General features: G+C 70.1%; 23 protein-coding genes. 18 read left to right on the forward strand and 5 right to left on the reverse strand.

The features are described 5' to 3' along the window. Positions 1-13 precede the first annotated feature (13 nt). On the forward strand, positions 14-592 hold the full coding sequence (locus CHC05_RS05485; protein WP_089245329.1) for a hypothetical protein: 579 nt from the start codon (positions 14-16) through the stop codon (positions 590-592). Between the two features lie 125 nt (positions 593-717). Here the strand turns inward: CHC05_RS05485 and CHC05_RS05490 are convergent, their stop codons facing one another. Further along, positions 718-2,157, reverse strand: coding sequence for an aldehyde dehydrogenase family protein (locus CHC05_RS05490; RefSeq protein WP_089245331.1), 1,440 nt, complete (start codon positions 2,155-2,157; stop codon positions 718-720). A gap of 131 nt (positions 2,158-2,288) precedes the next feature. Here CHC05_RS05490 and CHC05_RS05495 point away from each other — a divergent pair, with 131 nt between their 5' ends. Next, positions 2,289-3,725: a gamma-aminobutyraldehyde dehydrogenase gene (locus CHC05_RS05495; protein ID WP_089245333.1), complete on the forward strand. Its 1,437-nt coding sequence runs from the start codon at positions 2,289-2,291 to the stop codon at positions 3,723-3,725. Next, positions 3,725-5,008, forward strand: a complete 1,284-nt coding sequence (gene gabT, locus CHC05_RS05500; protein ID WP_425426708.1) for a 4-aminobutyrate--2-oxoglutarate transaminase — start codon at positions 3,725-3,727, stop codon at positions 5,006-5,008. Before CHC05_RS05495 ends, gabT begins: the two co-directional genes overlap by 1 nt. On the opposite strand, the gene CHC05_RS05505 is transcribed toward gabT, so the two are convergent. The 3 genes from CHC05_RS05505 to CHC05_RS05515 are packed head-to-tail and all read right to left on the reverse strand — an operon-like array spanning position 4,985 to position 8,213. Continuing rightward, the gene (locus CHC05_RS05505; protein ID WP_089245337.1) at positions 4,985-5,758 is read right to left on the reverse strand and encodes a bestrophin-like domain; all 774 of its coding nucleotides are present in this window, start codon (positions 5,756-5,758) and stop codon (positions 4,985-4,987) included. The genes gabT and CHC05_RS05505 overlap by 24 nt on opposite strands. Next, positions 5,755-7,218, reverse strand: a complete 1,464-nt coding sequence (locus CHC05_RS05510) for a DUF6923 family protein (protein ID WP_089245339.1) — start codon at positions 7,216-7,218, stop codon at positions 5,755-5,757. The genes CHC05_RS05505 and CHC05_RS05510 overlap by 4 nt, the downstream gene beginning before the upstream one ends. After that, positions 7,215-8,213: a polyprenyl synthetase family protein gene (locus tag CHC05_RS05515; RefSeq protein ID WP_089245341.1), complete on the reverse strand. Its 999-nt coding sequence runs from the start codon at positions 8,211-8,213 to the stop codon at positions 7,215-7,217. Before CHC05_RS05515 ends, CHC05_RS05510 begins: the two co-directional genes overlap by 4 nt. Positions 8,214-8,487: 274 nt before the next feature. Here CHC05_RS05515 and CHC05_RS05520 point away from each other — a divergent pair, with 274 nt between their 5' ends. The 13 genes from CHC05_RS05520 to CHC05_RS05580 all read left to right on the forward strand — a co-directional run bounded on the left by CHC05_RS05520 (position 8,488) and on the right by CHC05_RS05580 (position 22,899). After that, positions 8,488-8,880, forward strand: coding sequence for a YbaB/EbfC family nucleoid-associated protein (locus CHC05_RS05520; protein ID WP_089245343.1), 393 nt, complete (start codon positions 8,488-8,490; stop codon positions 8,878-8,880). Then, positions 8,873-9,148, forward strand: coding sequence for a hypothetical protein (locus tag CHC05_RS05525; RefSeq protein WP_089245345.1), 276 nt, complete (start codon positions 8,873-8,875; stop codon positions 9,146-9,148). Before CHC05_RS05520 ends, CHC05_RS05525 begins: the two co-directional genes overlap by 8 nt. Continuing rightward, entirely contained in the window at positions 9,145-12,405 is a 3,261-nt protein-coding gene (locus tag CHC05_RS05530) for a WXG100-like domain-containing protein (protein ID WP_089245348.1), read from the forward strand. The genes CHC05_RS05525 and CHC05_RS05530 overlap by 4 nt, the downstream gene beginning before the upstream one ends. Continuing rightward, entirely contained in the window at positions 12,368-12,670 is a 303-nt protein-coding gene (locus CHC05_RS05535) for a hypothetical protein (protein ID WP_144022481.1), read from the forward strand. The genes CHC05_RS05530 and CHC05_RS05535 overlap by 38 nt, the downstream gene beginning before the upstream one ends. 141 nt (positions 12,671-12,811) lie before the next feature. Beyond that, positions 12,812-13,753, forward strand: coding sequence for a hypothetical protein (locus CHC05_RS05540; RefSeq protein WP_144022482.1), 942 nt, complete (start codon positions 12,812-12,814; stop codon positions 13,751-13,753). Between the two features lie 118 nt (positions 13,754-13,871). Then, the gene (locus CHC05_RS05545) at positions 13,872-15,251 is read left to right on the forward strand and encodes a phosphomannomutase/phosphoglucomutase (protein WP_089245354.1); all 1,380 of its coding nucleotides are present in this window, start codon (positions 13,872-13,874) and stop codon (positions 15,249-15,251) included. 47 nt (positions 15,252-15,298) lie between these two features. Continuing rightward, complete coding sequence (locus CHC05_RS05550) at positions 15,299-15,484, forward strand: Trm112 family protein (protein ID WP_089245356.1); 186 nt, start codon at positions 15,299-15,301, stop codon at positions 15,482-15,484. Further along, positions 15,484-16,695 (forward strand): SIS domain-containing protein, encoded by a 1,212-nt coding sequence (locus tag CHC05_RS05555; RefSeq protein ID WP_089245358.1) that lies wholly within the window; start codon positions 15,484-15,486, stop codon positions 16,693-16,695. Before CHC05_RS05550 ends, CHC05_RS05555 begins: the two co-directional genes overlap by 1 nt. Before the next feature lie 10 nt (positions 16,696-16,705). Next, on the forward strand, positions 16,706-17,677 hold the full coding sequence (locus tag CHC05_RS05560) for a cation diffusion facilitator family transporter (RefSeq protein WP_089245360.1): 972 nt from the start codon (positions 16,706-16,708) through the stop codon (positions 17,675-17,677). A 311-nt stretch (positions 17,678-17,988) separates the two neighbouring features. Further along, positions 17,989-19,128: a mannose-6-phosphate isomerase, class I gene (gene manA, locus CHC05_RS05565; RefSeq protein ID WP_089245362.1), complete on the forward strand. Its 1,140-nt coding sequence runs from the start codon at positions 17,989-17,991 to the stop codon at positions 19,126-19,128. Positions 19,129-19,539: 411 nt separating this feature from the next. Then, positions 19,540-21,036 (forward strand): adenosylhomocysteinase, encoded by a 1,497-nt coding sequence (gene ahcY / locus CHC05_RS05570; protein WP_089245364.1) that lies wholly within the window; start codon positions 19,540-19,542, stop codon positions 21,034-21,036. 199 nt (positions 21,037-21,235) lie between these two features. Then, complete coding sequence (gene pnuC, locus CHC05_RS05575; RefSeq protein WP_089245366.1) at positions 21,236-21,847, forward strand: nicotinamide riboside transporter PnuC; 612 nt, start codon at positions 21,236-21,238, stop codon at positions 21,845-21,847. Further along, a complete protein-coding gene (locus CHC05_RS05580; RefSeq protein ID WP_089245368.1) occupies positions 21,844-22,899 on the forward strand; it encodes an AAA family ATPase in 1,056 nt (351 codons plus the stop codon). Before pnuC ends, CHC05_RS05580 begins: the two co-directional genes overlap by 4 nt. Here the strand turns inward: CHC05_RS05580 and CHC05_RS41300 are convergent. Next, positions 22,896-23,054: a hypothetical protein gene (locus CHC05_RS41300; protein ID WP_179266060.1), complete on the reverse strand. Its 159-nt coding sequence runs from the start codon at positions 23,052-23,054 to the stop codon at positions 22,896-22,898. The two genes, CHC05_RS05580 and CHC05_RS41300, sit on opposite strands and share 4 nt — an antisense overlap. A gap of 115 nt (positions 23,055-23,169) precedes the next feature. Here CHC05_RS41300 and efeU point away from each other — a divergent pair, with 115 nt between their 5' ends. Together efeU and efeO are read left to right on the forward strand one after the other, a co-directional pair. Further along, complete coding sequence (gene efeU, locus CHC05_RS05585) at positions 23,170-24,069, forward strand: iron uptake transporter permease EfeU (RefSeq protein ID WP_089245370.1); 900 nt, start codon at positions 23,170-23,172, stop codon at positions 24,067-24,069. 14 nt (positions 24,070-24,083) lie between these two features. Continuing rightward, on the forward strand, positions 24,084-25,220 hold the full coding sequence (gene efeO, locus CHC05_RS05590) for an iron uptake system protein EfeO (RefSeq protein ID WP_089245372.1): 1,137 nt from the start codon (positions 24,084-24,086) through the stop codon (positions 25,218-25,220). Positions 25,221-25,223: the final 3 nt, after the last annotated feature.

Consider the following 25,223-nt stretch of genomic DNA (forward strand, 5'->3'; position numbering starts at 1 on the left):
CAGGAGGTGCGCCATGAGGGGTTTCCGAGGCCCATGGGAAGCAGGCGGCGGCCGTGGCGGGCGAGCCGAGCCACCACCGTCGGAAGGACTGGCGGCCTGGATCGCGGGCGCGGTGCCGGACGGCTGGTTCACCGAACCGCCGGCAGTCACCATCGACCGTGACGAGGTCATGATCATTGGCCGGCTGCCGTCGCCGCAGCTGGGCGACGACGCGTCGGACGCGGACCGCGCGTCGGCGGAACAGGGCCGCATCGCCCAACACCGCGAAGACACCCGAGAGCAACGAATCAAGATCGCACAGCAGATCGAACACCGCTGGCGCCGGAAGGTCAGCTGGGGAGCGGCGTGCGGCTCGACCGAGGCGCTGTTCACCACGTTCTCCGCACCGGTGATGACCCGCCTACGCCAGTCGGACCGCCAGGTCCTCGACACCCTGGTGGACGCCGGCGTGGCCCGCAGCCGCTCCGAGGCCTTGGCCTGGTGCGTGCGGTTGGTCGGCCAGCACGCCGATCAATGGCTGGGGGAGCTGCGCGACGCGATGGGCGCGGTAGACGAGCTACGCCGCCGCGGCCCAAACGCCGAGTCCTCGTAGAGGCGGCGGGCAGCATCGGTTTAACCCACTGCGGACCCGGCAGGGCGGGGCCATGTTTTTCGGCCCCGCCCGTTGCGCGCGGGAGCAAACGGTCGCGCCCACCGCGGACGCGCGTAACAAAGGCTCTAAAGATCCAGCCCCGTCAACACCATGACGCGCGGTTCGGTGTAGTCGTCCATGGCGCTGCGTAGCCCCTCGCGGCCGACGCCTGAGCCCTTCACTCCGCCATAGGGCATCTGGTCGGCGCGGTACGATGGCACGTCGCCTACGATCACGCCGCCGACCTCGAGGGTGCGGTGGGCCGTGAAGGCAGTCTGGATGTTCCTGGTGAAGACGCCCGCCTGCAGGCCGTACGCGGAGTCGTTGATCGCCTCGAAGCCCTCCGCGTCCGAGGCGACCGGCGTGACCACCAGCACCGGCCCGAAGACCTCCTCGCGACTGACTTTCGCGTCTTTCGGGGGTCGTGACAGCACCGTCGGCGGATAGGTGGCGCCCGCTCGCAGACCGCCTACCTCGATTGTCGCGCCTGCGGTTGCGGCCTCGTCGACCCAGGACTCGACCCGCTGCGCCGCCGCCTCGGAGATCAGCGGGCCGACATCGGTCGCGTCGTCGTTGGGGTCGCCCGTCTTCAACGCGGCGACCGCCGCCACCAGCCGCGGCAGGAAACCGTCATAGATCCACTCGTGTACGAACACCCGCTGCACCGCGATGCAGCTCTGCCCGGCCTGGTAGTTGGAGAACGTCGCGATCCGTGACGCCGCCCAGTCGAGGTCGGCGTCCGCCGTCCAGTCCTCGCAGAGCAGCACCGCCGCGTTGCCGCCCAACTCCAAAGTCACGTGTTTGTCGGGCACGGCCCGGCGGATCGAGGCACCCACCGGGCCCGAGCCCGTGAAGCTCACGACGGGCAACCGGGGATCCGAGACCAGCGACGCCGCCTGCTCGTTCGGCAGCGGCAGCACCGAGAACATCCCCTCCGGCAGCGCCGTCTCGGCGAGGATCTCGCCCAGCAGCAGCGCGCTCAGCGGGGTGGCCGGCGCCGGCTTGACGATGATCGGCGCGCCCGCCGCGATCGCCGGCGCGACCTTGTGCGCGACCAGGTTCAGCGGGAAGTTGAACGGCGAGATGCCGAGGACCGGGCCGCGCGGGAAGCGGCGGACCACGGCCAGGCGGCCGGTCGCGGCCGGATCGGTGTCGAGGCGTTGCAGGTCGCCGGCGAACCGGCGGGCTTCCTCGGCCGCCCAGCGGAACGTCGACACGGCCCGGGCCGCCTCGGCGCGCGCCCACTTCAGCGGCTTGCCGTTCTCGGCCGTGATGAGCTGGGCGACCTCCTCGGCGCGTTCCTTGAGCCGGGCGGAGACGTGGTCGAGGGCGGCGGCGCGGGCGTGCGCGGGCAACGCGGCCGCTTCCGGGGCGACAGCCGCAGCCGCGCTGACGGCGCGTTCGACCTGCGATGCCGTCGCGTACGTGGTGGTGCCGACCGCATGACCGTCGAAGGGGTGCCGGACCGTCACCGGATCGGTGCCGTGCTCGGGCCGGCCTGCTACGTAGAACGCGCGCTGGTCCACAGCCCGCAGCCTAACTCAGCAGCCAGGTTCGCGGAAACGGTGGCGATAGACCTTGTCAGCAACGGATTCGGTCGCGAAGATGGCGTGAGAGTTGCGAAAACGACATGCCCCCCAGCCTGGAGACGCCCACCATGAGCGACAAGCAGCAGCTGCGCAACTTCGTCAACGGTGAGTACGTCGACCCGGTCGACGGCAACTTCAGCGATCTGGTCGACCCGTGCACCGGCGAGGTCTTCGCGCAGGCTCCGATCTCCGGGCCCGCGGACGTCGACCGGGCGATGACGGCGGCCGCGACGGCGTTCGAGAGCTGGCGTGAGGTGACCCCGGCGCAGCGGCAGCTCGCGCTGCTCAAGTTCGCGGACGCGGTCGAGGCCAGAGCCGCCGAGCTCGTCGACGCCGAGGTGCGCAACACCGGCAAGCCCCGTCAGCTCACCACCGACGAGGAACTGCCGCCCGCGGTCGACGAGCTGCGCTTCTTCGCCGGCGCCGCGCGCATGCTGGAGGGCCGGTCGGCGGGCGAATACCTGGCAGGGCACACGTCGTACGTGCGCCGCGAGCCGCTCGGCGTCGTCGGCCAGGTGACGCCGTGGAACTACCCGCTGATGATGGCCATCTGGAAGATCGCCCCGGCGCTGGCGGCCGGCAACTGCGTGGTGCTCAAGCCCAGTGACACCACGCCGGTCAGCACGCTGCTGCTCGCCGAGATCGCGTCCGAGTTCTTCCCGGCCGGCGTGTTCAACGTGGTCACCGGGGACCGCGACACCGGCCGTGCCGTGGTCTCCCACCCCGTGCCGCAGCTCGTCTCGATCACCGGCTCGACCCGCGCGGGCAAGGAGGTGGCCGCGGCCGCCGCCCCGGACCTCAAGCGCACCCACCTGGAGCTCGGCGGGAAGGCGCCGGTCGTGCTGTTCGACGACGCCGACGTGGCCGCCGCGGCCGAGGCGATCGCGGTGGGCGGCTACTTCAACGCCGGCCAGGACTGCACCGCCGCGACCCGGGTGCTGGCCGGCCCCGGCATCCACGACGACTTCCTCGCCGCCCTGGTCGAGCAGGCCCGCAACACGAAGACCGGCGGCCCCGACGAGGAGGACGTGCTCTACGGCCCGCTCAACAACGCCAACCAGCTCGGCCGGGTCACCGGTTTCGTGGACCGGTTGCCCGACCACGCCGCTTTGCAGGTGGGCGGCTCACGGGTCGGCGACCGCGGCTACTTCTACTCGCCCACGGTCGTCTCGGGCGTGCGTCAGCAGGACGAGATCATCCAGGACGAGGTCTTCGGGCCGGTGATCACCGTGCAGCGGTTCACCGACGAGGACGAGGCCGTCCGCTGGGCCAACGGCGTCGAGTACGGCCTGTCCGCCTCGGTCTGGACCCGCGACCACGGCCGGGCGATGCGGATGACCCGACGGCTCGACTTCGGCTGCGTCTGGGTCAACACGCACATCCCGTTCGTCTCCGAGATGCCGCACGGCGGCTTCAAGCACTCCGGCCACGGCAAGGACCTGTCGGTCTACAGCCTGGAGGACTACACCCGGGTCAAGCACGTGATGCACAACCTGGAGGGCTGATGGCCTCGTCGGACCTGCACAAGCGGCGCACCGCGGCCGTCGCGCGCGGCGTCAGCTCGGTCATCAACTCCTATGTGGACCGGGCGGGCGGCGGCACGATGACCGACGTCGACGGCAAGGACTGGATCGACTTCGCCTCCGGGATCGCCGTGACCTCGGTGGGCAACTCGGCGCCGCGCGTCGTGGCGGCCGTGCGCGAGCAGGTCGAGCGGTTCACCCACACCTGCTTCATGGTCGCGCCGTACGAGCTCTACGTCTCCGTCTGCGAGACCCTCAACGCGCTGACGCCCGGCGACGTCGAGAAGCGCTCGATTCTGGTCAACTCCGGCGCCGAGGCGGTGGAGAACGCGGTGAAGATCGCCCGGCACGCGACCGGGCGCACCGCCGTGGTGGTGTTCGACCACGCGTACCACGGCCGCACCAACCTGACGATGGCGTTGACCGCGAAGAACATGCCGTACAAGCACCGCTTCGGCCCGTTCGCCGGCGAGGTCTACCGCGTGCCGATGTCCTACCCGCTGCGCGACGGCGGGCTGTCCGGTGCCGATGCCGCCGCCCGCGCGCTGGAGCTCGTCGCGTCGCAGATCGGCGCCACCAACGTCGCCGCGGTGCTGGTCGAGCCGATCCAGGGCGAGGGCGGCTTCGTGGTGCCGGCTCCGGGGTTCCTGCCGGCGCTGGCCGCGTGGGCCCGCGAGGCGGGTGCGGTGTTCATCGCCGACGAGATCCAGACCGGTTTCTGTCGTACGGGTGACTGGTTCGCGTCGTCGCACGAGGGTGTGGTGCCCGACCTGATGACCCTGGCCAAGGGAATCGCCGGCGGGCTGCCGCTGGGCGCCGTGACCGGCCGGGCCGACATCATGGACGCGGTGCATCCGGGCGGGCTGGGCGGCACGTACGGCGGCAACCCGCTGGCCTGCGCCGCGGCGCTCGCCTCGATCGAGACGATGCGCGACCTCGACCTGGTCACGGCGGCCCGGCGGATCGACCTGACGTTGGGCGGCCGGCTCCGCGACCTGGCCGCCGCGGACCCGAGGATCGCCGACGTGCGCGGCCGAGGCGCCATGCAGGCCATCGAGATCACCCAGCCGGGCACCCTGACCCCCGATCCGGTGACGACCGGGGCGGTGTCCGCGGAGTGTCACCGCCGGGGGCTGTTGACGCTGACCTGCGGCACGTACGGCAATGTCCTGCGCTTCCTGCCGCCCCTGGTGATCGACGACAGCACGCTGGAACGCGGGCTCGACGTGCTGGCGTCGGCGCTAGAGACCGTCGGTGCCGCGTAGCGTCTCCAACGCCGCCCGCAAGGCACTCGGATCGACCGCGAACCCTCGGCTGTACGGCAGCTCCACCTGATAGAGCACGAACAGCATGAGGGCGACCATGCCGCCGAGCGTGGCGAACATGAGTCCATTGGGGACTGTGCGGCGCAGGCCGAACAGGTAGAGGAACCCGACGCTGACCAGAGCGCCGCCGATCAGGATCGGCCAGAGGGGGGCGGGCATCCGGGCGTCGGCGTCGCCGATCCGGGCGCGCCGCGCGGTGGCGGCCGTGCTGACCTGTCCGGCCAGGAGCTGGTGCGCGGCTTGCTCGGACTCGGTCACCGGACGCACCGCGTCCACCCGCTCGCGGAGCTCCGTCGACAGGTTCTCCGCGCCCATCGTGCCGCTGTGCGCGGTGCGCAGGTGGTCCCACTCCGAGCCGCCGGCGACCTGGAGGTAGCCGACGATCAGGCCACGCACGTCGTCGCGGTCGGCCGGGGCGAGGCGGTTCGCCGACCAGTACGCCTCGACCAGGCTGCTCGCCTCCGCCTCCGTGTTGCTGGCGGCGTCGGCGCGCGGCTCCCACACCGCGATGGCGGCGATCGCGATCAGGATCGCGTACACCATGCCGATCGTCGAATAGACCGTGCCGGCGGCGTCCCCGTCCGCGACCCGCCAGCGCCGCGGCACCCAGCGGGACACCATGGTGAACCCGATGACGGACGCGAGGGCCGCGGCGAGCACCACGGCGATCCCGGCGAGCAGCAAGTTCATCGACTTCCTCTCTTGGCGGCGGCGCGCGCGGCGACGGAGGCCGCCGGCACCAGCAACGCGACGAAGACCGTCCAGGTCAGTGGGAGACGGTCCTTCTCGTGGGGTCTGGCGTTGGCGGCGACCGGGTGGTGCTTCTGCTCGGGGAGTGGGACCGGCACGGGCGGCGCGCCTTGGTCGGGCACTGCGGCTGGGGCGGGTCCTGCCAGGTTCTTCAGGTCGAGTTGCTGGTCTTTGTCTTCGTCTTTCGCGGGCGGCGCGCTTCTCGTGGTGATCGGGTGGTCCTCAACCTCGCCGCTGTCCGCCGGTCCGGTGGGTTTCGGGGCGGGAGCGTTGTAGCCGTGCGGGCCGCCGTAGAGCCGGATCCGCAAGGTGGACGTTCCTGGCCTGGTGTTCCAGGTCAGCGTGACGGTGCGTTTGCCGCTGTTCACGGTCGCGGTCGCGAGGTCACGGTCGTCGAAGCGGCCGTTCCCGTCGAGGTCGTGCCAGGCGGCGAGCAGGGCCTTGTGCCCGGTCTGGTTCGTGACCGTGATGTCGACGCTCAGCTTGCCGTCGGGTTCGACCGTCGCGGGCCTGGCCAGGGCGTCGTCCTGGTCCTGTTTGACGGCGTCGCTCTCCGGGGTGACGGTGCGGCCGAGGGCCAGACCGTCGGTGATCTTGTGTCGAGGGCCGTTCCGCACCCGGCTGGTCGGGTACGGGGCGTCGGCGTCGCCGTAGTCCCAGGCCTCGGGGCACTCGGCGGCGTCGGAGCTCGCTGCCGGTCTGGTGGTGGCTGTGGCCGTGGCCGTTGTCGGATTGCTGAGCTTGACGTCGTACCCGCTGCCGGTCTGGTCGTGCAGCGCGTGCAGGGTCCCTCGCGGATCGATGGTGATCGCGCCGAACGTGCCCGTCGTGGGGAGTCCGGTCGGCGTGGCGATCGGCTTCGCGGTGCCGGTGTGGGGATCGATCGTGAGGAGCCGGCCGTCCGCGATCGTGTAGAGCTTGCCGCCGTGGAGGTCCCAGTCGGCGATCAGGGGGGCCAGCAGGATGTCCGCGCCCGGGCCGTCGATCTCGTGGCGTTCGAGCTCCTTGAGGGCCGGCATCCGGTACGTGACGACCTCGCGGTCGGTGCGGACGATCCAGCGGTCCTTGGTGCCGGCCGCGGCGCTGGTGGTGTTCCGTTGCTGAAGCGCGGCCGGGATCGGCGCCCGCTTCGTGACCCGACCGGTCCCGTCGAAGCTGATCACCTGGTCGCCGCTGATGGCCCAGAATCTCTCGGTGGCCGGCACGTACGCGAGGGCGTCCAGGGGTGCGTCGAAGCGGGCGACCGGGGTCTCGTTCTTGCCTGTTTTGACCAGGCTGTGGTCGCGCGCCAGGTAGGTGGCGTTGTAGCAGGCTGGTTGTCGTTGCGGCGCGGCCGAGACCGGTGCCGGGGCGCTGAGGAAGGCCGCGGCGCAGACCGCGGCGGCGACGCGGTGGTTCACCGGTCCCGGTCACCGACCAGCCGGGCGATCGCGCGCAGATCCTGGCGCCGCTCCGCGGTGATGCCGGGCTCGAGCTGGTCGAGCGCCGCGCGCAGGTGCCGCGCCGACTCGGCGACACACCAGTCGCGCCAGCCGTCGGCGTCAAGCGCCGCGGCCAGCTCTCGGGCTTCTACATCGGACAGACTTTTCTGGTACGCCTCCGCGAGGCGCTCGGCTGTCGCCGACTTGGACGCGAGCGCCGCGACCACCGGCAGGGTGCGCCTGCGGTGTCGCAGGTCGGGATGCCCGGCGCCCCAGATGCCGCGCTGGTCGTCGACGAGCTGGATGGCGAGGCCGAGCTCGGCGCCGAAACCACGCAGGGCGGCGATCTGGGCCGGTGTGCCGCCGCCGAACAGCCCACCCAGGCCGGCGCTGCACTCGAGCAGGGCACCGGTCCGGCGGCGGGCGGTCCGGAAACCCTCGTCGAGGCCCTTGCTCGCCTGTCCCTCGATCAGCAGGGCGACTGTCGTGCTGAGCGCGTGGGCGGCGGTCGAGCCGCCGGGGTGGCTGCCGCTTTGTGCGGCGAGGACGTCGAAGGCGAGGGCGAGCAGGGCGTCGCCGGCCAGGACCGCCGTGCTGGTGCCGAAGGTCTTCGACACGGTGCTGTTCTTCTCGCGGAGCTGGGCGAAGTGGTGCACGAGCTCGACGGCGACGGCGGCGGGGATCGCGGCGGGCACGGCCGCCACGGCCGCCATGCCGACCGGGGTGCCGCCGACGGCTTCGGCGGCCACGAGCACCAGGGCGGGGCGGATCGCTGTGCCGGGCGTACGCAGGCGGTCCTTGCCCGTGCTGTCCCACCACCCGAAGTGGTAGCCGACGGCGCGCCTCGTGGTGGGCGGCAGGCTGTCGACCGCGGCGCGCATCGCCGGCTCGGTGACCGTCCGCGCGCGCTCGAAGACCCCGGACCCACGGCGCGGTGCCGGGATCGCGGACCGGTTCCCCAGGGTGACAGTCACGTCTGCACCGTCCAATCTGTACAGGTTCGGCTCCGGCGGCCGGTTGGCACATAAGATCACTGCGCCCAAGGCACGCCAAGACCCCGTACGCGGGCTTGACCTGGGGTTTCACCCGTCAGGTATGCCGGCTCCTACCTCAACGCGCGGCGGTGGCCGCGGGACATGGCCCGGCGCTCGGAAACTTCGTGTTGACGGGGTCACATCGATCTATGTCTCCGGGTATCGTCTGCGTGACTTACGGTGATCTCTGCCTGCGGGGTTGGGAGAATCGGCAATGGCACAGCGCGCGGACCGCGCGGTCAACGAAGCCCTCCGCGGGCGCGCCGACGAGGTCCTCGGCCAATACGAACGCCTCCGAGCGGGCATGGCTGAGCTGCGAGAACGCCTGTCCGCGTTCTCGTCGACAGCACAGTCGGCCGACGGCCTGGTGATCGCGACCGTCGACGCCCGCGGCCACCTGGTGCGGCTGGTGTTGGACCAGTCCGCCTACCGCGCCCATCGACCGGAGCAGTTGGCCGCGGTGGTCACGGCGACGATCCGCGACGCCACGTCGTCGTCGGCGGGCGCCGTCCAGGACCTGGTGGCGGGCTATCTGCCGCCGGGGTCGGGGGTGGCCGACTACGTGCGAAGCGGCCAGTTCGACGCCCTGCTGCGCCGTCATGGCTGAGGTCTACCTCGACCCTGCCCTCGTCGTGGCCGGCGCCCGCGACCTGGCTGCGGTGCGCAGGGTCGCTGATATCCCCGGCGGCCAACCGTGGGGCTCGGACGAGCCGGGCGCGACGTTCGCGGGCGCCTACCTTCCCGCCGCGGCGGCCGCCCTGGCCGCGTGGTCCTCGGTGTCGTCGGCCCTGACGCGGCTCGGCGACGCGGTGCTGGCGGCGTCGTCGTCCACGATGGACGCGGACGAGGCGGCGGCTCGCCGCTTCCCTTCGTGACGGTGCTGCCGAGCCCGATCCCGCACCCACTGGACGCGCTGCCCTGGTCGGTGCCGGGTTGGGCGCACGAGTGCCTCGAATGGGTGATCGGCGTCCAGTGGCCGGAGGGCGACGAACGCGCGGTGTTCGAGCTGGCGGACGCCTGGTTCTCGGCGTCCGCGGACCTGGCGCTGGTGTCGTCGGACGCCGTTGCGGCGGCGACGCTGGTGTCGTCGGGCTACGGGGGCCCGACGGCGGCTTCGTTCGCCCTGGAATGGCAAGAACTTTCGCCGGTCCTGGGCCAGCTACGCGGCGCCTTCGCCAGCCTGGGCACGGCAGTGGAGTCGTGCGGTGCGGAGATCGAGGCCGCGAAGATCGAGGTCTGGATCGAGGTAGTCCTCCTCCTGATCGAGTTGCTGGCCTTGGCGGTGGCAATGGCCCTGACGGCGGGGGCGGCAAGCCCGGCCGCAGCAGCCGCGGCGGCAGCCACGCGTGCAGCAATCCACCGAATCTTCGGCCGGCTCGTGGTCAAGCTGTCCCACCCCTTCGCCCGCGTCCTTCTGGCAGGCGCGACGGAATCGGCGGAGGAGGCCGGGACGTCGGCGGGCATCCAGTCGTACCAGCGGGTTGCGGGACATCGTGAGTCGTTCGACCTGCGGGCCGTGGGGATGTCGGCGGTGGGGGGTTTCGCGGGTGGGATGGCCGGTTCGGCCGCGCACCTGACCCCAGCGGCGGGAGCGGTAGCGAAGACAGGACAGTCCGCGGCCGCAGAAGCCCTGGCCGAAACGGCGGCAAGCCTGTCAACGGGAGGCGGCCTTCCGGACGCGACTTCTGCGGCACGAGCCGCAACCTCCGGAGCCACGGGTGGCGCGGTCGATCAAGGATTGGCGGCGCTGGACAAGCCGCTCGGCGTCGAGGTCGCCGTGGCGGCGGGCGGCGCCCTTCCGGATCCGGCGGGAGCCGCGACCTCCGGAGCTACCGGTGGCGCTGTCGAGCAACGGTCGGCGGCGGTGGACGAGCCGCTCGGAGCTGGGGTCGCTGTGTCGGCGGGCGGCGGCCTTCAGCAGCCAGAGGATGCGGCGCGAGCCGCAATGTCCGGTGCTGCGGGTGGCGCGGTCGAACAGGGGTCGGCGGCCGCCGTGGCAAAGGGCGGCGGCCTTCCCGACTCTGCTGACGTGGCGCGAGCTGCACCGTCCGGAACCAGGATGGTCGACGACAGGTCGGCAGCGCCCGACGAACCGCTCGGAGTCGAGGCGGATCCAGTAACCGGCGGCAGTCCTGCGGACCCCGCTGACGTGGCGCGACCGGCGAGATCCGGCGCGGTCGACGTCGGGCCGGCACACCAACCAACCCATCCGGTGAGCCCAGACGGCCCAACTCCGGGACTCGCGACCAGCTTGTCGGTTGGCGATGCGTTGCCAGGCAGGGCCGAGCGTGGCCCTGTTGGAAATCCGGCGCTCGGAGGAGATTCCGCGGGCGGAGCTCTCGCTGATGCGGCGTCAGCTGGGTTGAAGACCGCCGTGTCGGTCGACGCTTCGGCCGCGACGGGCGATGGGTCAGTCGTATCGGCGGCGAGCGGCCCGCTCCGCCCTGTGCAGCTTGATGCCGACGCGCCCGCAGCGGTTGATGCGGCTTCGGCCGACGTGCCCGGCGGAAGCCAGCCCACCGGCCCGCCCGGCAGGACGAGCCTCGGGGACACGGGAGTCGCCGCCGTTTCTCCGCAACAGTCCCTGCCGCCTCCCGTCATCGTCGGCGGCGCGATCGCCGAGCCGCCCCCGGGCGATGTGGCGCCACGCCCCGCTGTGATGCTCAGCGACCCGACCAACCGGCAGCTGAGGGCGATCGGCGTTGGATCCGCGACGTTCGCGGACGTCGGCGTCGACCCTGACACCTTGAGTGCGGCGGAGCGATCACGCTACGAGCGTTCGCTCCCGAAGGTGGCACTGCTGCGCCCGGACCAGATCCGCTTCACGCAACGCAGCGTCAGCCCGACCAACGACGATCCAGCGACCCAAGCCCAGCCAAACGGCTGGCAGGGCGCTCCCATGCACGCAGTCCGCTGGGGCGACGGCAGCTTCGTCACCCTCGACAACCAACTACTCCGCGCCGCCCGCGAAGCCCGCCTCGACCGCATACCCGTCGTGATCCACTCGCCGTCCGAACGCCTCGCGGATTGGCCAGACGCATGGCCACCGGACCACATAGCCGTCCGTGTGCTGAACGATGACATCCGTGAACTTCCGGACGGCACCTGGTGTGTGGGCGGAGACGAAGGACCCGTCCGCCACCCGCGCGGCACCGTCGCGGTGACATTTGCCCAGTCGGCCTTGTTTCATGCCGCCCATCAACGCAGCTTGCTACCGGTCCACCTGTTCGGAACCGAACGGACCCCCGTTGTCCTCGGTTGGAGTGAAGCCGAGTTCGGTGTTGATCTCGACACTGAGGAACGCCGCGTGCTTGACGGCCTCCGCAGCGCGGCCGAAGCGTCTGCCGACGAGATTCAGGCGGATCTCGTGTCCGTGGCTGAGCGAGTCTCGACGATGGTCGGCGCCGAGCCACCGTTGAGACTCGACGGCACGGATTATCGGGTCAAGAGTTTCGCTTCCCTTGCCCGCAAGTACGACGACGAGGCGCGTGCCACGAACGATTCCCCGGACCAGTTCGCCGAAGACGTGAACGACGTCCTGCGATTCTCGATGGTCGTACCTCACGACTCGACCTGCGTGCGGGCCGTGCGTTGCGTCCTCGGTGGCCTCGCCGACCTGGGATATTCCATGGACGCTGGCTCACTCAAGAACTTCTGGGCGGTGGGCAACCGTCACTACGGGCTGAACCTCACGCTTCGCGCGCCAGGCGGCCAACAATTTGAACTTCAGCTGCCGACGACCTACTCGCAGCGAGCGGGCAAGTTGACGCACGGGCTGTATCAGGTTGTTCGCAACAACGGCCCGTCGGGCGACGTCGGCTCCAGCGCTCGTCGTGTTCATGCTTTCCTGCGAACGCTTGCGATCAACCGGCAATTGCGACTGGCCGAACGCATCCCGCCGGGCCTGAGTGAGCTCGCTCAGCCGAGAAATACGAGTTTCGCCAAATGGACAAGGCGAAAGCCGGATGTCTGGAGCGACTACCGTGCCTGGCTTGATGCAAATGGCCTGACCTTCGCTGAGATTGTGCGCGAGTTCGGACTGGACGCGACCGACTTCCCGGTCGATGATCATCTTGGGGTGGGAGGCGACGACGATGTACTGCTACTACGCGGTCTACAACAAGAGGGATAGGGACCAGGCAGCGGGACTCTTCGTCATGGATGTGGGCGCCGGACACGCCCTGCTGTGGGACCACAAGCTCAAGGCCTGGAGCTACAACCCGGACTTGGTCGTGCGTTTCCTCGACGACGACCGCAACGACGACCGTTGGGAGAGCGTCGATCGTGCCGTCGCGGAGCGCATCACTCCCGGGATTACGGGCGGTGAGGAGTTGCCCGATGAAGAGACGATCGCTTGGGTGTTTCGGTGGCGGGGGCGGCCTCCGGGTGGTGACTGAGGGTGGCGTCGGGAACATGACAGTGCGGGTTGTTGCGGGGCCGCTACGTACGGTCTATCTGGCGGCCTTCTGTGACGCCGGTGTCAAGCGCCACGGGGTAGCGTGTCCGCCGGACGTGAGCGCGGGACACGGGAGATGGTGATGATGGTGGGTCGGCGCGGTGGCCGTCGGGTGGTGGCGCTGCTGGCGATCGGTGTCGGGCTGGTCGGCGCGATCGGCGTCGGGCTCGTGGTTTCCGCCGGCACTGCCAGCGCCGCGGACGAGCGGATTGATCTGCGGGCCGCGCGCACCTTCAACGCGGGCGGCAACCCCGGCTCCGCCTCGGTCAGCGTCACTCGGCGGGATCGTGGCTGCATCACCGTGCGTACGGCGCTCGGTATCCGGCTCGCCAGCGGCATGAACGGTGGCCAGGTGCGCGTCGACACCCTCAGGGGTGGGCAGTGGCAGCCCGTTGTCGTCTCGGACGCGGGGCAGGGCGTGGTGGTCACCGAGCGCACCGCGCCGGACCGGTCGACGGTCTGTGAGCGGCAGACCGCGACTGGCCGGTATCGGGTCAGCTTCGCCGACGGAACCCCAGGCGGCAGCGTGACGCTGGTCGGCCAGGTGTTCAACGGGCGCGGGCAGCTCGTCGGCAGTGAGTCGGCCGCGGCCCGGGTCAACGGGGCCAAGGTGACGCCGACGAAGAAGCCGACCAAGTCACCGAAGTCCGCGACGCCCACGACCCGGACGAAGACCGAGGAGCCGCTGACGGCGGACCCGTTCGACGACCCGGCCAAGAGCCCGCTCGCGGTCGCCCCCGTGCCGCCGCACGACTCGGACAGCTCCGGCTTTCTCGGGATGAGCGGGCTGGTGATGTTCGGCGGGCTCGTGCTGGTCGGCGTCGGCGCCGCCCTGATCGTGTTCCTGGTGCGCCAGATGCGTGCCGACCGGGCCGGCCGCAGCCGGACCGCCCTCGACCAGCGCGGCCGTGGGGCAAGGACAGCGGCGCCCGAATCACAGACCATCTTCCTTCCTCCTGTCCGTCCGGCTGTCGGCCCCGGCCGGGACCAGCAGACGGTGATTTTCCCGCGTATCGAGGACTGAGTTCGGGTTATCCACAGCCCCCGGGTTATCCACAGCCCACGAGTGCCTTCAGCAGCCCGCCGAACCCCTCCGTTACGCTCGGCGGCGATACGCTGGCATCGTCCAAGGAGCGAGTGCGTTGTCCGAGCTGTCCCAGATCGTCAAGGCCTACGACATCCGTGGTGTCGTCCCGGATCAATGGGACGAGCGGGTCGCCGAGGCACTAGGAGCGGGCTTCGCGCAGTTCCTCGTGGCCCGTCACCCGGGCTCGAAACGCGTCGTCATCGCCCACGACATGCGTGCGACCTCTCCGGGGATGTCCGCGGCCTTCGCCCGTGGCGTGCTCAGCGAGGGCCTCGGTGTGGTCGAGGCCGGTCTCGGCTCGACAGACATGCTCTACTTCGCGGCCGGCACGCTCGACCTGCCGGGCGCGATGTTCACGGCCAGCCACAACCCCGCCCAATACAACGGCATCAAGCTGTGCCTGGCCGGGGCCAAGCCGCTCAGCCAGGATTCGGGCCTCGCGGAGATCCGCGACAACGCCCAGCGCATCCTCGACAGCGACGCGCAGGCGGCCGCGCCGGGCGCCCAGGCGGAACGCCGGGAGCTGCTCGCCGACTACGCCCGCTACCTGCGCGAGCTGGTCGACCTGCGGGGCATCCGCCCGCTCAAGGTGGTCGTCGACGCCGGCAACGGGATGGGCGGCTACACGGTCCCGGCGGTCCTCGGCGACCAGGCGCTCGAGCCGCTGCCGTTGACGATCGTCCCCCTCTACTTCGAGCTCGACGGCTCGTTCCCCAACCACGAGGCCAACCCGCTCGAGCCGAAGAACCTGGTCGATCTCCAGCACGCCGTCGTGCAGCACGGGGCCGACCTCGGGCTCGCGTTCGACGGCGACGCCGACCGGTGCTTCGTGATCGACGAGCGCGGCGAGCCACTCAGCCCGAGCGCGGTCACCGCCCTGGTCGCCGCCCGTGAGCTGGCCAAGCACCCCGGCGAGACGATCATCCACAACCTGATCACCTCGAGCGCGGTGCCCGAGATCATCAGGGAGAACGGCGGCACGCCCGTACGCAGCCGGGTCGGGCATTCGTTCATCAAGGCCGACATGGCGCGCACCAACGCCGTGTTCGGTGGTGAGCACTCCGCGCACTACTACTTCCGCGAGTTCTGGTTCGCCGACACCGGCATGCTCGCCGCGATGCACGTGCTCGCCGCGCTCGGCGGCCAGCCCGAGCCACTGTCCCGACTCGGCGCCGAGTTCGAGCGCTACGTGGCGTCCGGCGAGATCAACTCCACGGTGCAGGACCAGAAGGCCAAGCAGCAGGAGGTACGCGCGGCGTACCCGGACGCCGTGGTCGACGAGCTCGACGGTCTGACGCTGACCTTCCCGGACGGCGCATGGATCAACCTGCGTGCCTCCAACACCGAGCCGCTGCTCAGGCTCAATGTCGAGGCGCCGACCGCTACGCGCATGGCTGAACTGCGCGACGAGGCCCTGGGTCTCATCCGCCGCTAAGATCGTCGCCGGACGGCCCGCCGCCCGCATCTGGAAGGAGCCGCACGATGGCCCTGGATCAGCAGTTGTTGGACATTCTCGCGTGCCCTGACACGCACCACGCGCCGTTGACCTATGACGCGGCGGCGCAGACGCTGACGTGCACCGAGTGTCACCGGGTGTTCGAGGTCCGCGACGACATCCCGATCCTCCTGCTCGACGAGGCCCGTCCGGCCGCGCCGGAGGCGAGCTGATGGACACCCCGGTGGGCGGTGCCGCCGGCCTGCGCGGTCAGCGGGTGGCCGACGAGGCCCTGCTCGACAACCAGGACGCGATGGCCGAGAACGACCCCGGCGGCATGCTGCGGATGACGGCCTCGGCCGGCGCGCAGGTGCGCGAGTCCGCGGCCCTGGCCGCCGAGGCCAACCTCTCCGCGCTCGAAGACGACGGTCTGCCCCGCGCGGTCGTGATCGCCGGCGCCGGCACCGCCGCCCGCACCGGTGAGATCCTCGCGATGGCCGCGGGTCCGCGATCCCGGGCGCCCGTCATCATCCACCGCAGCGCCGGTGTGCCCGGCTGGGTCGGTGCCGCCGACGTGGTGATCGCGATCAGCGCGTCCGGCCACAGCCCAGAGGCGCTCGCCGCGGCCGACGCCGCCGCCCGTCGCGGCGCCCGGCTGGTCGGCATCGGCGCGCCCGACTCCGAGCTCCAGTCGGTGGTCGAGCGGGCGCGTGCCCCGTACATCCCGGTGCCCCGCCGTGCCCCGGCCCGCGCGAGCCTCTGGGCGCTGACGGTCCCGGTGCTGCTCGCCGCCCGCACCCTGGGTCTGGTCAAGGTCAACGAGGCTGACTTCGCGGAGACCGCGACCCGGCTCGACGCCGACGCCGAGCGTTGCCGGCCCAGCGCCGAGTCGTTCGTCAACCCGGCGAAGTCGCTGGCGCTCGGCCTGGCCGGCTCGGTGCCGATCGTCTGGGGTTCGTCGCCGCTGGCGACCGTGGCCGCGCGTCGGTTCGCCGACACGCTGTCCGCCAACGCCCGTTATCCGGTGGTCGCCGGAGCGCTGGGTGAGGCCGGTCGTGGCCGGGTCGGCCTGCTCGACGGCGTGTTCGGCGGTCTGGTCGAGACCGACCGCGACATCTTCGCCGACCCGTTCGACAACGAAGACGGCCCGCAGGCGAGCCGGCTACGGGTCGTGCTGCTGCGCGACGGCGGCCTCAACGCCGACGACGACACCGACGAGCCCCACGCCGTCGAGGAACGCCGAGCCGACGCGATCCAGACCCTGGCCGAGCGCCGTGGAGTGCGTTGCGACGTCCTCACGGCCGAGGGCGGGTCTTCGCTGGAGCGGTTGGCGTCCCTGGTCGCCGTTCCGGACTTCGCTTCGGTCTATCTCGCTCTCGCGCATGGTCTCGACCCGATGGCGGTGCCGGCGGTCTCCGAGATGAAGGAGCTCTCCAACCCATGAGTGGCGTGACATGAGTGCCGGCGGCGGCACGCGTGCGATCATCGCGGCGCTCGCCGCCAACCTGGGCATCGCGGTCACGAAGTTCCTGGCGTTCATACTCACCGGCTCGTCGTCGATGCTCGCGGAAGCGATCCACTCGTGCGCCGACTCGGGCAACCAACTCCTGCTGCTGCTCGGTGGGCGGCGGGCCACCCGGAAAGCGACACCGCAACACCCTTTCGGGTACGGACGTGAGCGCTACGTCTACGCGTTCATCGTCTCGATCATCCTGTTCAGCGCCGGTGGCCTGTTCGCGCTCTACGAGGCCTGGCACAAGTACGAGGACCCGCACGGCATCACCGAGTGGCAGTGGGTTCCCATCGCCGTGCTGGTCGTGGCGATGGGGCTCGAGTCGTTCTCGTTGCGCACCGCGATCCACGAGTCCAACCCGCTGCGCGGCAGGGCGAGCTGGGTGGCGTTCGTCCGCCGGGCGAAGGCGCCGGAGCTACCGGTCGTGCTCCTCGAAGACGCGGGCGCGCTGCTCGGTCTGGTCTTCGCGCTCTTCGGCGTCTCGATGACCCTGGCCACCGGCAACGGCAAATGGGATGCGCTCGGCACCGCCATGATCGGCGTGCTGCTGGTGGTGATCGCGATCATCCTCGCGATCGAGACCAAGAGCCTGCTGCTGGGCGAGGGTGCCAGCCCGGAGAACATCCGGGCGATCGAGCAATCGCTGGTCGGCGACGGCATCGACCGGATCATCCACATGAAGACCATGCACCTGGGTCCCGAAGAGCTGCTGGTAGCCGCGAAGATCGCGGTGACGCCCGACGCCCACGCGGACGAGGTCGCACGAGCGATCAACGCGGCCGAGGCACGAGTGCGCGAGGCGGTTCCGATCGCCCGGGTGATCTACCTGGAACCCGACATCTACAGCACCCGGGCCGCCGCGGCCGGCAACGGCGCCGCCGCCGAAACCGCCGAAGGCATCATCAGCCAATAGGACCTCACGGTGGCGCCACTCTGAGCCACGAGACACCGTTTGGCCGAGCAACGGCAACCGTGAGCCGACATGACGGACATCCGGGCGTCACGGCCCGGGTGGCGCGGTCTGTCGGGCGCGGAAGCCGCGAATGACCCGCACGGTTGTCGTACGGGTCACCGTGGCACCCGCTCGGGGTCGACCAGGCACCCGCCGCAAGCGATGATCGGCCGGATGCCCCGCGTAGCGTCCGGGACGGCTCCGCGAGGCGGTCCGGACGCCGAGCAGGTACACGATTCGCGCGACAGCGCCTACCCCAGGGACCGGTCACTGTGGAACTACTCGACAGCCCCATCCGTGATTACGCGTGGGGTTCGCGCACGGTGCTCGCCCGACTACAGGGGCGCGCCACGCCCAGCGCGGGCCCGGAGGCCGAGCTCTGGGTCGGCGCGCACCCGGCCGCACCATCGACATTGGACGGTGAGGACGGCCCGGTGAGCCTGGCCGACGCGATCGGGGCGGCACCGACCGGCTGGCTCGGCGCCGACACGGTGGCGCGCTTCGGCCCGCGCCTGCCGTTCCTGCTCAAGCTTCTGGCCGCTGAGGCCCCGCTGTCGCTGCAGGCCCACCCCGACCTGGAACGCGCCGCCGAACGGTTCACCGCCGGCGACCCGAACTACGTCGACGCCAATCACAAGCCGGAACTTCTCGTCGCGATCGAGCCGTTCGACGCCCTGTGCGGCTTTCGCGACCCGCGCCGTTCCGCGGACGCCCTGGAGGCGCTCGGCGGCAAGGCCCTCGCCCCGATCGTCGACCACCTGCGCCGAGGCGAACTCGCCGACGCCGTGGAACTCCTCCTGACCTGGCCGGGCAACCGCACCGACCTGATCAAACTGATCACCACGGGCACAGCCTCCGACCAAGACGCCGACCCATTCGCGGATGATCTCGCGTTGGTGCGGCGCCTCGCAGAGCACTACCCGAGCGACCCCGGCGTCCTCGTCGCCCTCCTGCTCAACCACGTCCGCCTGACCCCCGGCGACGCGGTCTGGATGCCCGCCGGCAACCTGCACTCGTACCTCAGCGGCTCCGGGGTCGAGATCATGGCCGCCAGCGACAACGTCCTCCGCGGCGGCCTGACCCCCAAGCGGGTCGACGTGGGCGAGCTTCTCCAGGTACTCCGCTTCGAGGTACTCGACGACCCAGTGGTCAAACCAGTCGAAATGGCGCCGGGACTACACACCTGGCCCGTACCGGTCGACGACTTCGCGCTCCACCGGGTCACCACGCCGACTCAGCTCACCCTGAACGGCCCGATTCTGGCCCTGTGCACCGCCGGGGAGATCACCATCGGGGATGCTACGGGCGTGGTCTCCCTCACTCCCGGCAAAGCCGCCGTAGGCCCCGCCGGCGCCGGCCCGCTCATGATCGCCGGGGCCGGTGAGGTCTATGTCGCCTCGCTGGGCGACTGAACCCGGACACGACCTGAAGAACGCCCCGCGCGGCCACCACGACCAAGACGACCGCCCGCGAGCAGCGAGCGGCAGCCAGGCGGCAGCACAGATCAGGAAATATCCGGATTCTCTTGACAGAGGCGATCGCGTGGTGTGACTCTATAACCACGCAGCGTTATCGCGACGAAGGTCCGAGTCACGCGCGGGGGAACCAAACCGGGGGGATGCACGGGGCGGTGTGGGGTCGAGCGGTTTAGTCCGCAGACCACCCACCGCCCCGTGCGCTATGTGCGGACGGGGGCCGCCGGCTTGGCCGAAACAGCCCGCGTAGCAAGAGGGCCAGCCGGGGTAACGCTGCTTCACACGTACCCCCCGCGTAAGCTCGATGGTCGCGATAACAGGCATCGACGCGACCGACTAGGAGCCTTCATGACCAGCACCCTTCCGGCGCACGGCGCGTCGACCGGGGACCGTCCGCGCACCCTCGCCGAAGGCGATTTCAAGGTGGCCGACCTGTCCCTGGCCGCCTTCGGCCGCAAGGAGATCCAGCTCGCCGAGCACGAGATGCCCGGCCTGATGTCGCTCCGGCGCGAGTTCGCCGCGACCCAGCCGCTGAAGGGCGCCCGCATCACCGGGTCGCTGCACATGACCATCCAGACCGCGGTGCTCATCGAGACCCTGACCGCGCTCGGCGCGCAGGTCCGCTGGGCCTCCTGCAACATCTTCTCGACCCAGGACCACGCCGCCGCCGCGATCGTCGTCGGCCCCGACGGCACCCCGGAGGCCCCGGCCGGTGTCCCGGTCTACGCGTGGAAGGGCGAGACCCTCGAGGAGTACTGGTGGTGCACCGAGCAGGTGCTCCTCTGGCCGGACGCCGACGGCGGCCCGAACATGATCCTCGACGACGGCGGTGACGCGACGCTGCTCGTACACAAGGGCGCCGAGTTCGAGGGCCTGGGCGCCGTGCCAAGTCAAGACACCGCCGACTCGGAGGAGTACGCCGTCATCCTCGGCGTCCTGAACCGGTCGATCCAGGAGGACAACCGCCGCTGGACCCGGATCGCCGCCGGCATCAAGGGCGTCACCGAGGAGACCACCACCGGCGTGCACCGCCTCTACGAGATGCAGCAGACCGGCAGCCTGCTCTTCCCGGCGATCAACGTCAACGACTCGGTCACCAAGTCGAAGTTCGACAACAAGTACGGCTGCCGCCACTCGCTGATCGACGGCATCAACCGCGCCACCGACGTGCTGATCGGCGGCAAGGTCGCGGTCGTGGCCGGCTACGGCGACGTCGGCAAGGGCTGCGCCGAGAGCCTCCGCGGCCAGGGCGCCCGGGTCATCGTCACCGAGATCGACCCGATCTGCGCGCTCCAGGCGGCGATGGACGGCTACCAGGTCGCGACCCTCGAGGACGTCGTCGAGACCGCCGACATCTTCGTGACCGCGACCGGCTGCTTCAACGTGATCACCAACGAGCACATGGCGCGGATGAAGCACCAGGCGATCGTCGGCAACATCGGGCACTTCGACAACGAGATCGACATGGCCGGCCTGGCCAAGCGCGCCGACACCGAGCGGATCAACATCAAGCCGCAGGTCGACGAGTGGCGCTTCGCCGACGGCCACTCGGTCATCGTGCTGTCGGAAGGCCGCCTGCTTAACCTGGGCAACGCGACCGGCCACCCGAGCTTCGTGATGTCCAACAGCTTCAGCAACCAGACGATCGCGCAGATCGAGCTGTTCACGAAGCTCGAGGAGTACCCGATCGGCGTCTACACCCTGCCGAAGCACCTCGACGAGAAGGTCGCGCGCCTCCACCTCGACGCCCTCGGCGTCCACCTCACCGAGCTCACCAAGGAGCAGGCGGGCTACCTCGGCATCGCCGTCGAGGGCCCCTACAAGCCCGACCACTACCGGTACTAAATCTTCAAGAGCGGGATCTGGTCCCGGGTTCGTCGGGGGCGCGACCGTTGCTCCCGCCGGGGACCGGGCGAGGGCCAAGAGCGGGCCCTCGCCCTGCCAGGTCCGCGGGTCTTGGCCCTACCGCAATTGATCAAAATCAAGGACGATGGCCCTTCGCCGGGGAACCGGCGGAGGGCCATCGTCTATCTAGGAATCGCACATGCTCACGGATGCCGCGTTCACCCTTGGCGGCACACCGACGTCGTGGGCCGAAGTGCTGGGCTTCCTGACCGGCGCGTTCAACGTCTGGCTGGTCGCGCGCCAACGCATCAGCAACTGGCCGGTTGGCATCCTCAACGTCGCCCTCTTGATGCTGGTCTTCTGGACCTCGGGCCTCTATGCCGACGCCGCCCTCCAGGTCCTCTACGTTGTGCTCGGTCTCTACGGCTGGTGGTCCTGGCTCTACGGCGGCCAGCACCGCACCCGGTTGGAGGTCAGCAGCACCAGCCGCGCCGGTTGGCTGGCGCTCGCGGTGGCCGGCGTAGCCCTGACCGCGGCCCTGTGGCTCTTCCTCGACCGCGCGACCGACTCGACCGTGCCGTTCCCGGACGCCGTCACCACCGCACTGTCGCTGCTAGCCACCTACGGCCAGACCCGCAAGCGTTGGGAGAGCTGGTGGCTGTGGATCACCGCGGACCTCATCTACATCCCGCTGTACGCCTACAAGGGCCTCTACCTGACCGCCGCCCTATACCTGATCTTCCTAACCCTCTGCGTCTTCGGCCTCCAACAGTGGCGAGCGGCCCGCCGCCCAACCCTGGTGACGGCATGACCCGCCAACCCGCCCCGAGCCACCGGCACGGCCTGATCGTCGGCAAGTTCTATCCGCCGCATGCCGGTCACCATGCGCTGATCGACTACGCGGCCGCGCGGTGTGTCGCCGTGACCGTGGTGGTCGCGCCCTCGCGGCGTGAGTCGATTCCGCTCGACCTGCGGGTTCGGTGGCTCCAGGAGGCGCACGAGGCCACGCCGCACGTCCGGTTCGTCGGCCGGTATGACGACCATCCGATCGACTACGACGACCCGGCTGTCTGGGACGCCCACTGTGCGGTGTTTCGCGAAGCCGTCGGCGACGCCCGGGTCGACGCCGTCTTCACCTCCGAGGCCTACGGTCCGGAGCTGGCACGACGGTTCGGCGCTGCCCATGTGCCGTTCGATCCCGGCCGCGAGACACATCCCGTCTCTGGCACCGCCGTCCGCGCCGATCCAGCCGCACACTGGGACGCGCTGCGACCGCAGGTGCGCGCCTGGTTCGTCCGCCGTGTCGTCGTGGTCGGCGCCGAGTCGACCGGCACCACTACGGTCGCCAAGGCATTGGCTGAACAGTTCGACACCCAATGGGTCCCCGAGTACGGCAGAGAGCTCACCGCACGCAAGCTCGCCGCACTCGGCCCGGCCGCGACCATCTACGACGTCACCTGGGACGAGGCCGACTTCGTCGAGGTCGCGAACCGCCAGGAAGCCGCCGCAGACGAGATGGCCAAGGCCGGCGGCCCACTGCTGATCTGCGACACCGACGCCCGGGCCACCGCGATCTGGGAAGAGCGCTATCTCGGCAAATCATCGGAAAAGGTGCGAGCCGCCGCGCGCTGGCCCGACCTCTACTTGTTGACCGACCACGAACGGGTGCCGTTCGAGCAGGACGGAATGCGTGACGGTGAGCACGTTCGAGAGTGGATGACCGGCCGGTTCCGGCAAGAGCTGGCCGGCGCCCCGGTCCCCGTCGTCGAGCTGACCGGGTCGTTGGAAGAGCGACTGGCGAAGGCGTACGACGCATGCGAAAGCCTCCTCGGCAAGGGCTGGAACCTGGCCGAACCCCTCTAATCGGGGCGGCGTTCCGGGCGTTTCGGTCGCACCCAGGTCCACACGCAATAGACCAGCCACCCCACCGCGAGCGCCGTCGCCAACGGTCGCAGCCGCAGGGCGTTGAGGGCGATGACCAACGCCAGCACGGTCAGCCACGGGATGAAGGCCTTCACGGGCGGGACGTTACCTGTTCAACAGCCGGCTTGACTTTCTCATCAAGGCGGAGAGAAGGTATGGCTGCCCTTACTTAGGCGTGCCTATCACCGAGCGTGACCGGAGTCCGCTGACATGTTCGCGACCTACCTGATCGGCCTGCGCGAAGGACTGGAAGCCACCCTCGTGGTCAGCATTCTGGTCGCCTTCCTGGTCAAGTCTCAGCGGAAGGACCGGCTCATCCAGGTCTGGGTGGGTGTCGCGCTCGCGGTCGCGCTCTCGGTCCTGTTCGGCTGGATGCTCACCTACACGACCACCACACTCCTCGCCGACTACAAGGACCGCGAGCTGTTCGAGGCGATCACCTCGCTCGCCGCGGTCGTCTTCGTCACCTGGATGATCTTCTGGATGCGCAAGGCCGCCCGGTCGATCGCCGGTGAGCTGCGCACGAAGATGACCGACGCGCTCGCCGTCGGGTCCATCGCGGTCGCGGTGATGGCGTTCCTCGCCGTCGTGCGCGAGGGGCTGGAGACCGCCCTGATCTTCTACTCCGCGGTGCAGGGCGTGGAGACCGACGGCGGCCCGCTCTACGCGTTGATCGGCGGCGTCGCGACGGCGATCGTCATCGGCATCCTGCTGTACGGCACGGCCGTGCGGATCAACCTCGGCAAGTTCTTCACCTGGACCGGCGCGCTGCTGATCCTGGTGGCCGCCGGCATCCTCAAGTACGCGGTGCACGACTTCCAGGAGTCCGGCGTCCTGCCCGGGCTCAACACGCTGGCGTTCGACATCAGCGGCACCCTCGACCCGGGCTCCTGGTACGGCAGCCTGCTCGCCGGAATGTTCAACATCACCCCGGCGCCCACCGTGCTGGAGACGATCGCCTGGGTCGCGTACGGCATCCCGGTTCTCGCGATCTTCCTCAAGCCGGCGAAACGCGTAGCCAAGCCGGCCGCCGCGGCAAAGACAAAGACAGACACAGACGCAGAGACAAAGACCGAAACCCCCACCTCGGCGACCACGCCGCAGGCCTGATCAGGAGTCCCCGAATGCGCAGCAGATACCTGGCGACCGTCGCGGTCGCCCTGTTGGCGGGTGGCCTGGCCGCCTGCTCCGGCAGTGACGACAAGGGCGCCGACGCCGCCGCGGACAAGGGTGGCCCGATCGCCGTCAACGCCAGCGACACCGGCTGCGAGGTCGGCGTCACCGACGTCGACGCGGGCACGGTGCAGTTCAAGATCACGAACAAGGGCGCCAAGGTCACCGAGTTCTACGTGTACGCCGCCGGCGACCGGGTGATGGGCGAGGTCGAGAACATCGTGCCGGGCCTGAGCCGGGACCTGCACGTCGAGCTGCCCGCCGGCACGTACGAGACGGCCTGCAAGCCGGGCATGATCGGCAAGGGCATCCGTGGCCCGCTGAAGGTCAACGGCTCCGCCGCCCCGCTCACCGAGGACGCCGCCCTCAAGGACGCGACCGACAGCTACTCGCGCTACGTGAAGAGCCAGACCGACGCCCTGCTGACCAAGACCCAGGAGTTCGTCGACGCGGTCAAGGCCGGTGACGTCGCCAAGGCCAAGACGCTGTTCCCGGTCGCCCGCACCTACTGGGAGCGGATCGAGCCCGTCGCCGAGATCTTCGGTGACCTCGACCCGAAGATCGACGGCCGGGAAGAGGTCGTCGAGGAGGGCATGAAGTTCACCGGCTTCCACGCGATCGAGCGAGACCTGTGGAAGACCGGCGACATCTCGAAGTCCGGTCCGATGGCCGACGAGCTGATGGTCAACGTCAAGGAGATCGTCGCCAAGGCCAACGCCGAGAAGCTCTCGCCGCTCCAGCTCGCCAACGGCGCCAAGGAGCTCCTCGACGAGGTGGCCACGGGCAAGATCACGGGCGAGGAGGACCGCTACTCGCACACCGACCTGTGGGACTTCAACGCCAACGTCGAAGGCTCGAAGGCGGCCATCTCCGCGCTTCGCCCGGCGCTGGAGCAGCGCAACGCCGACCTGGTCAAGCAGCTCGACACCGAGTTCGCCAACGTCGACAGCGCGCTGTCGAAGCACCGCAACGGCGATGGCTGGAAGTTCCACAACGAGCTCTCGCAGGACGACCTGAAGGCCCTCTCCGACGCGATCAACGCGTTGGCCGAGCCGATCAGCAAGGTCGCCGCGGTGGTGGCGGGTTAAGAC

This window comes from Asanoa hainanensis, assembly GCF_900188485.1.
Lineage (GTDB): Bacteria > Actinomycetota > Actinomycetes > Mycobacteriales > Micromonosporaceae > Asanoa > Asanoa hainanensis.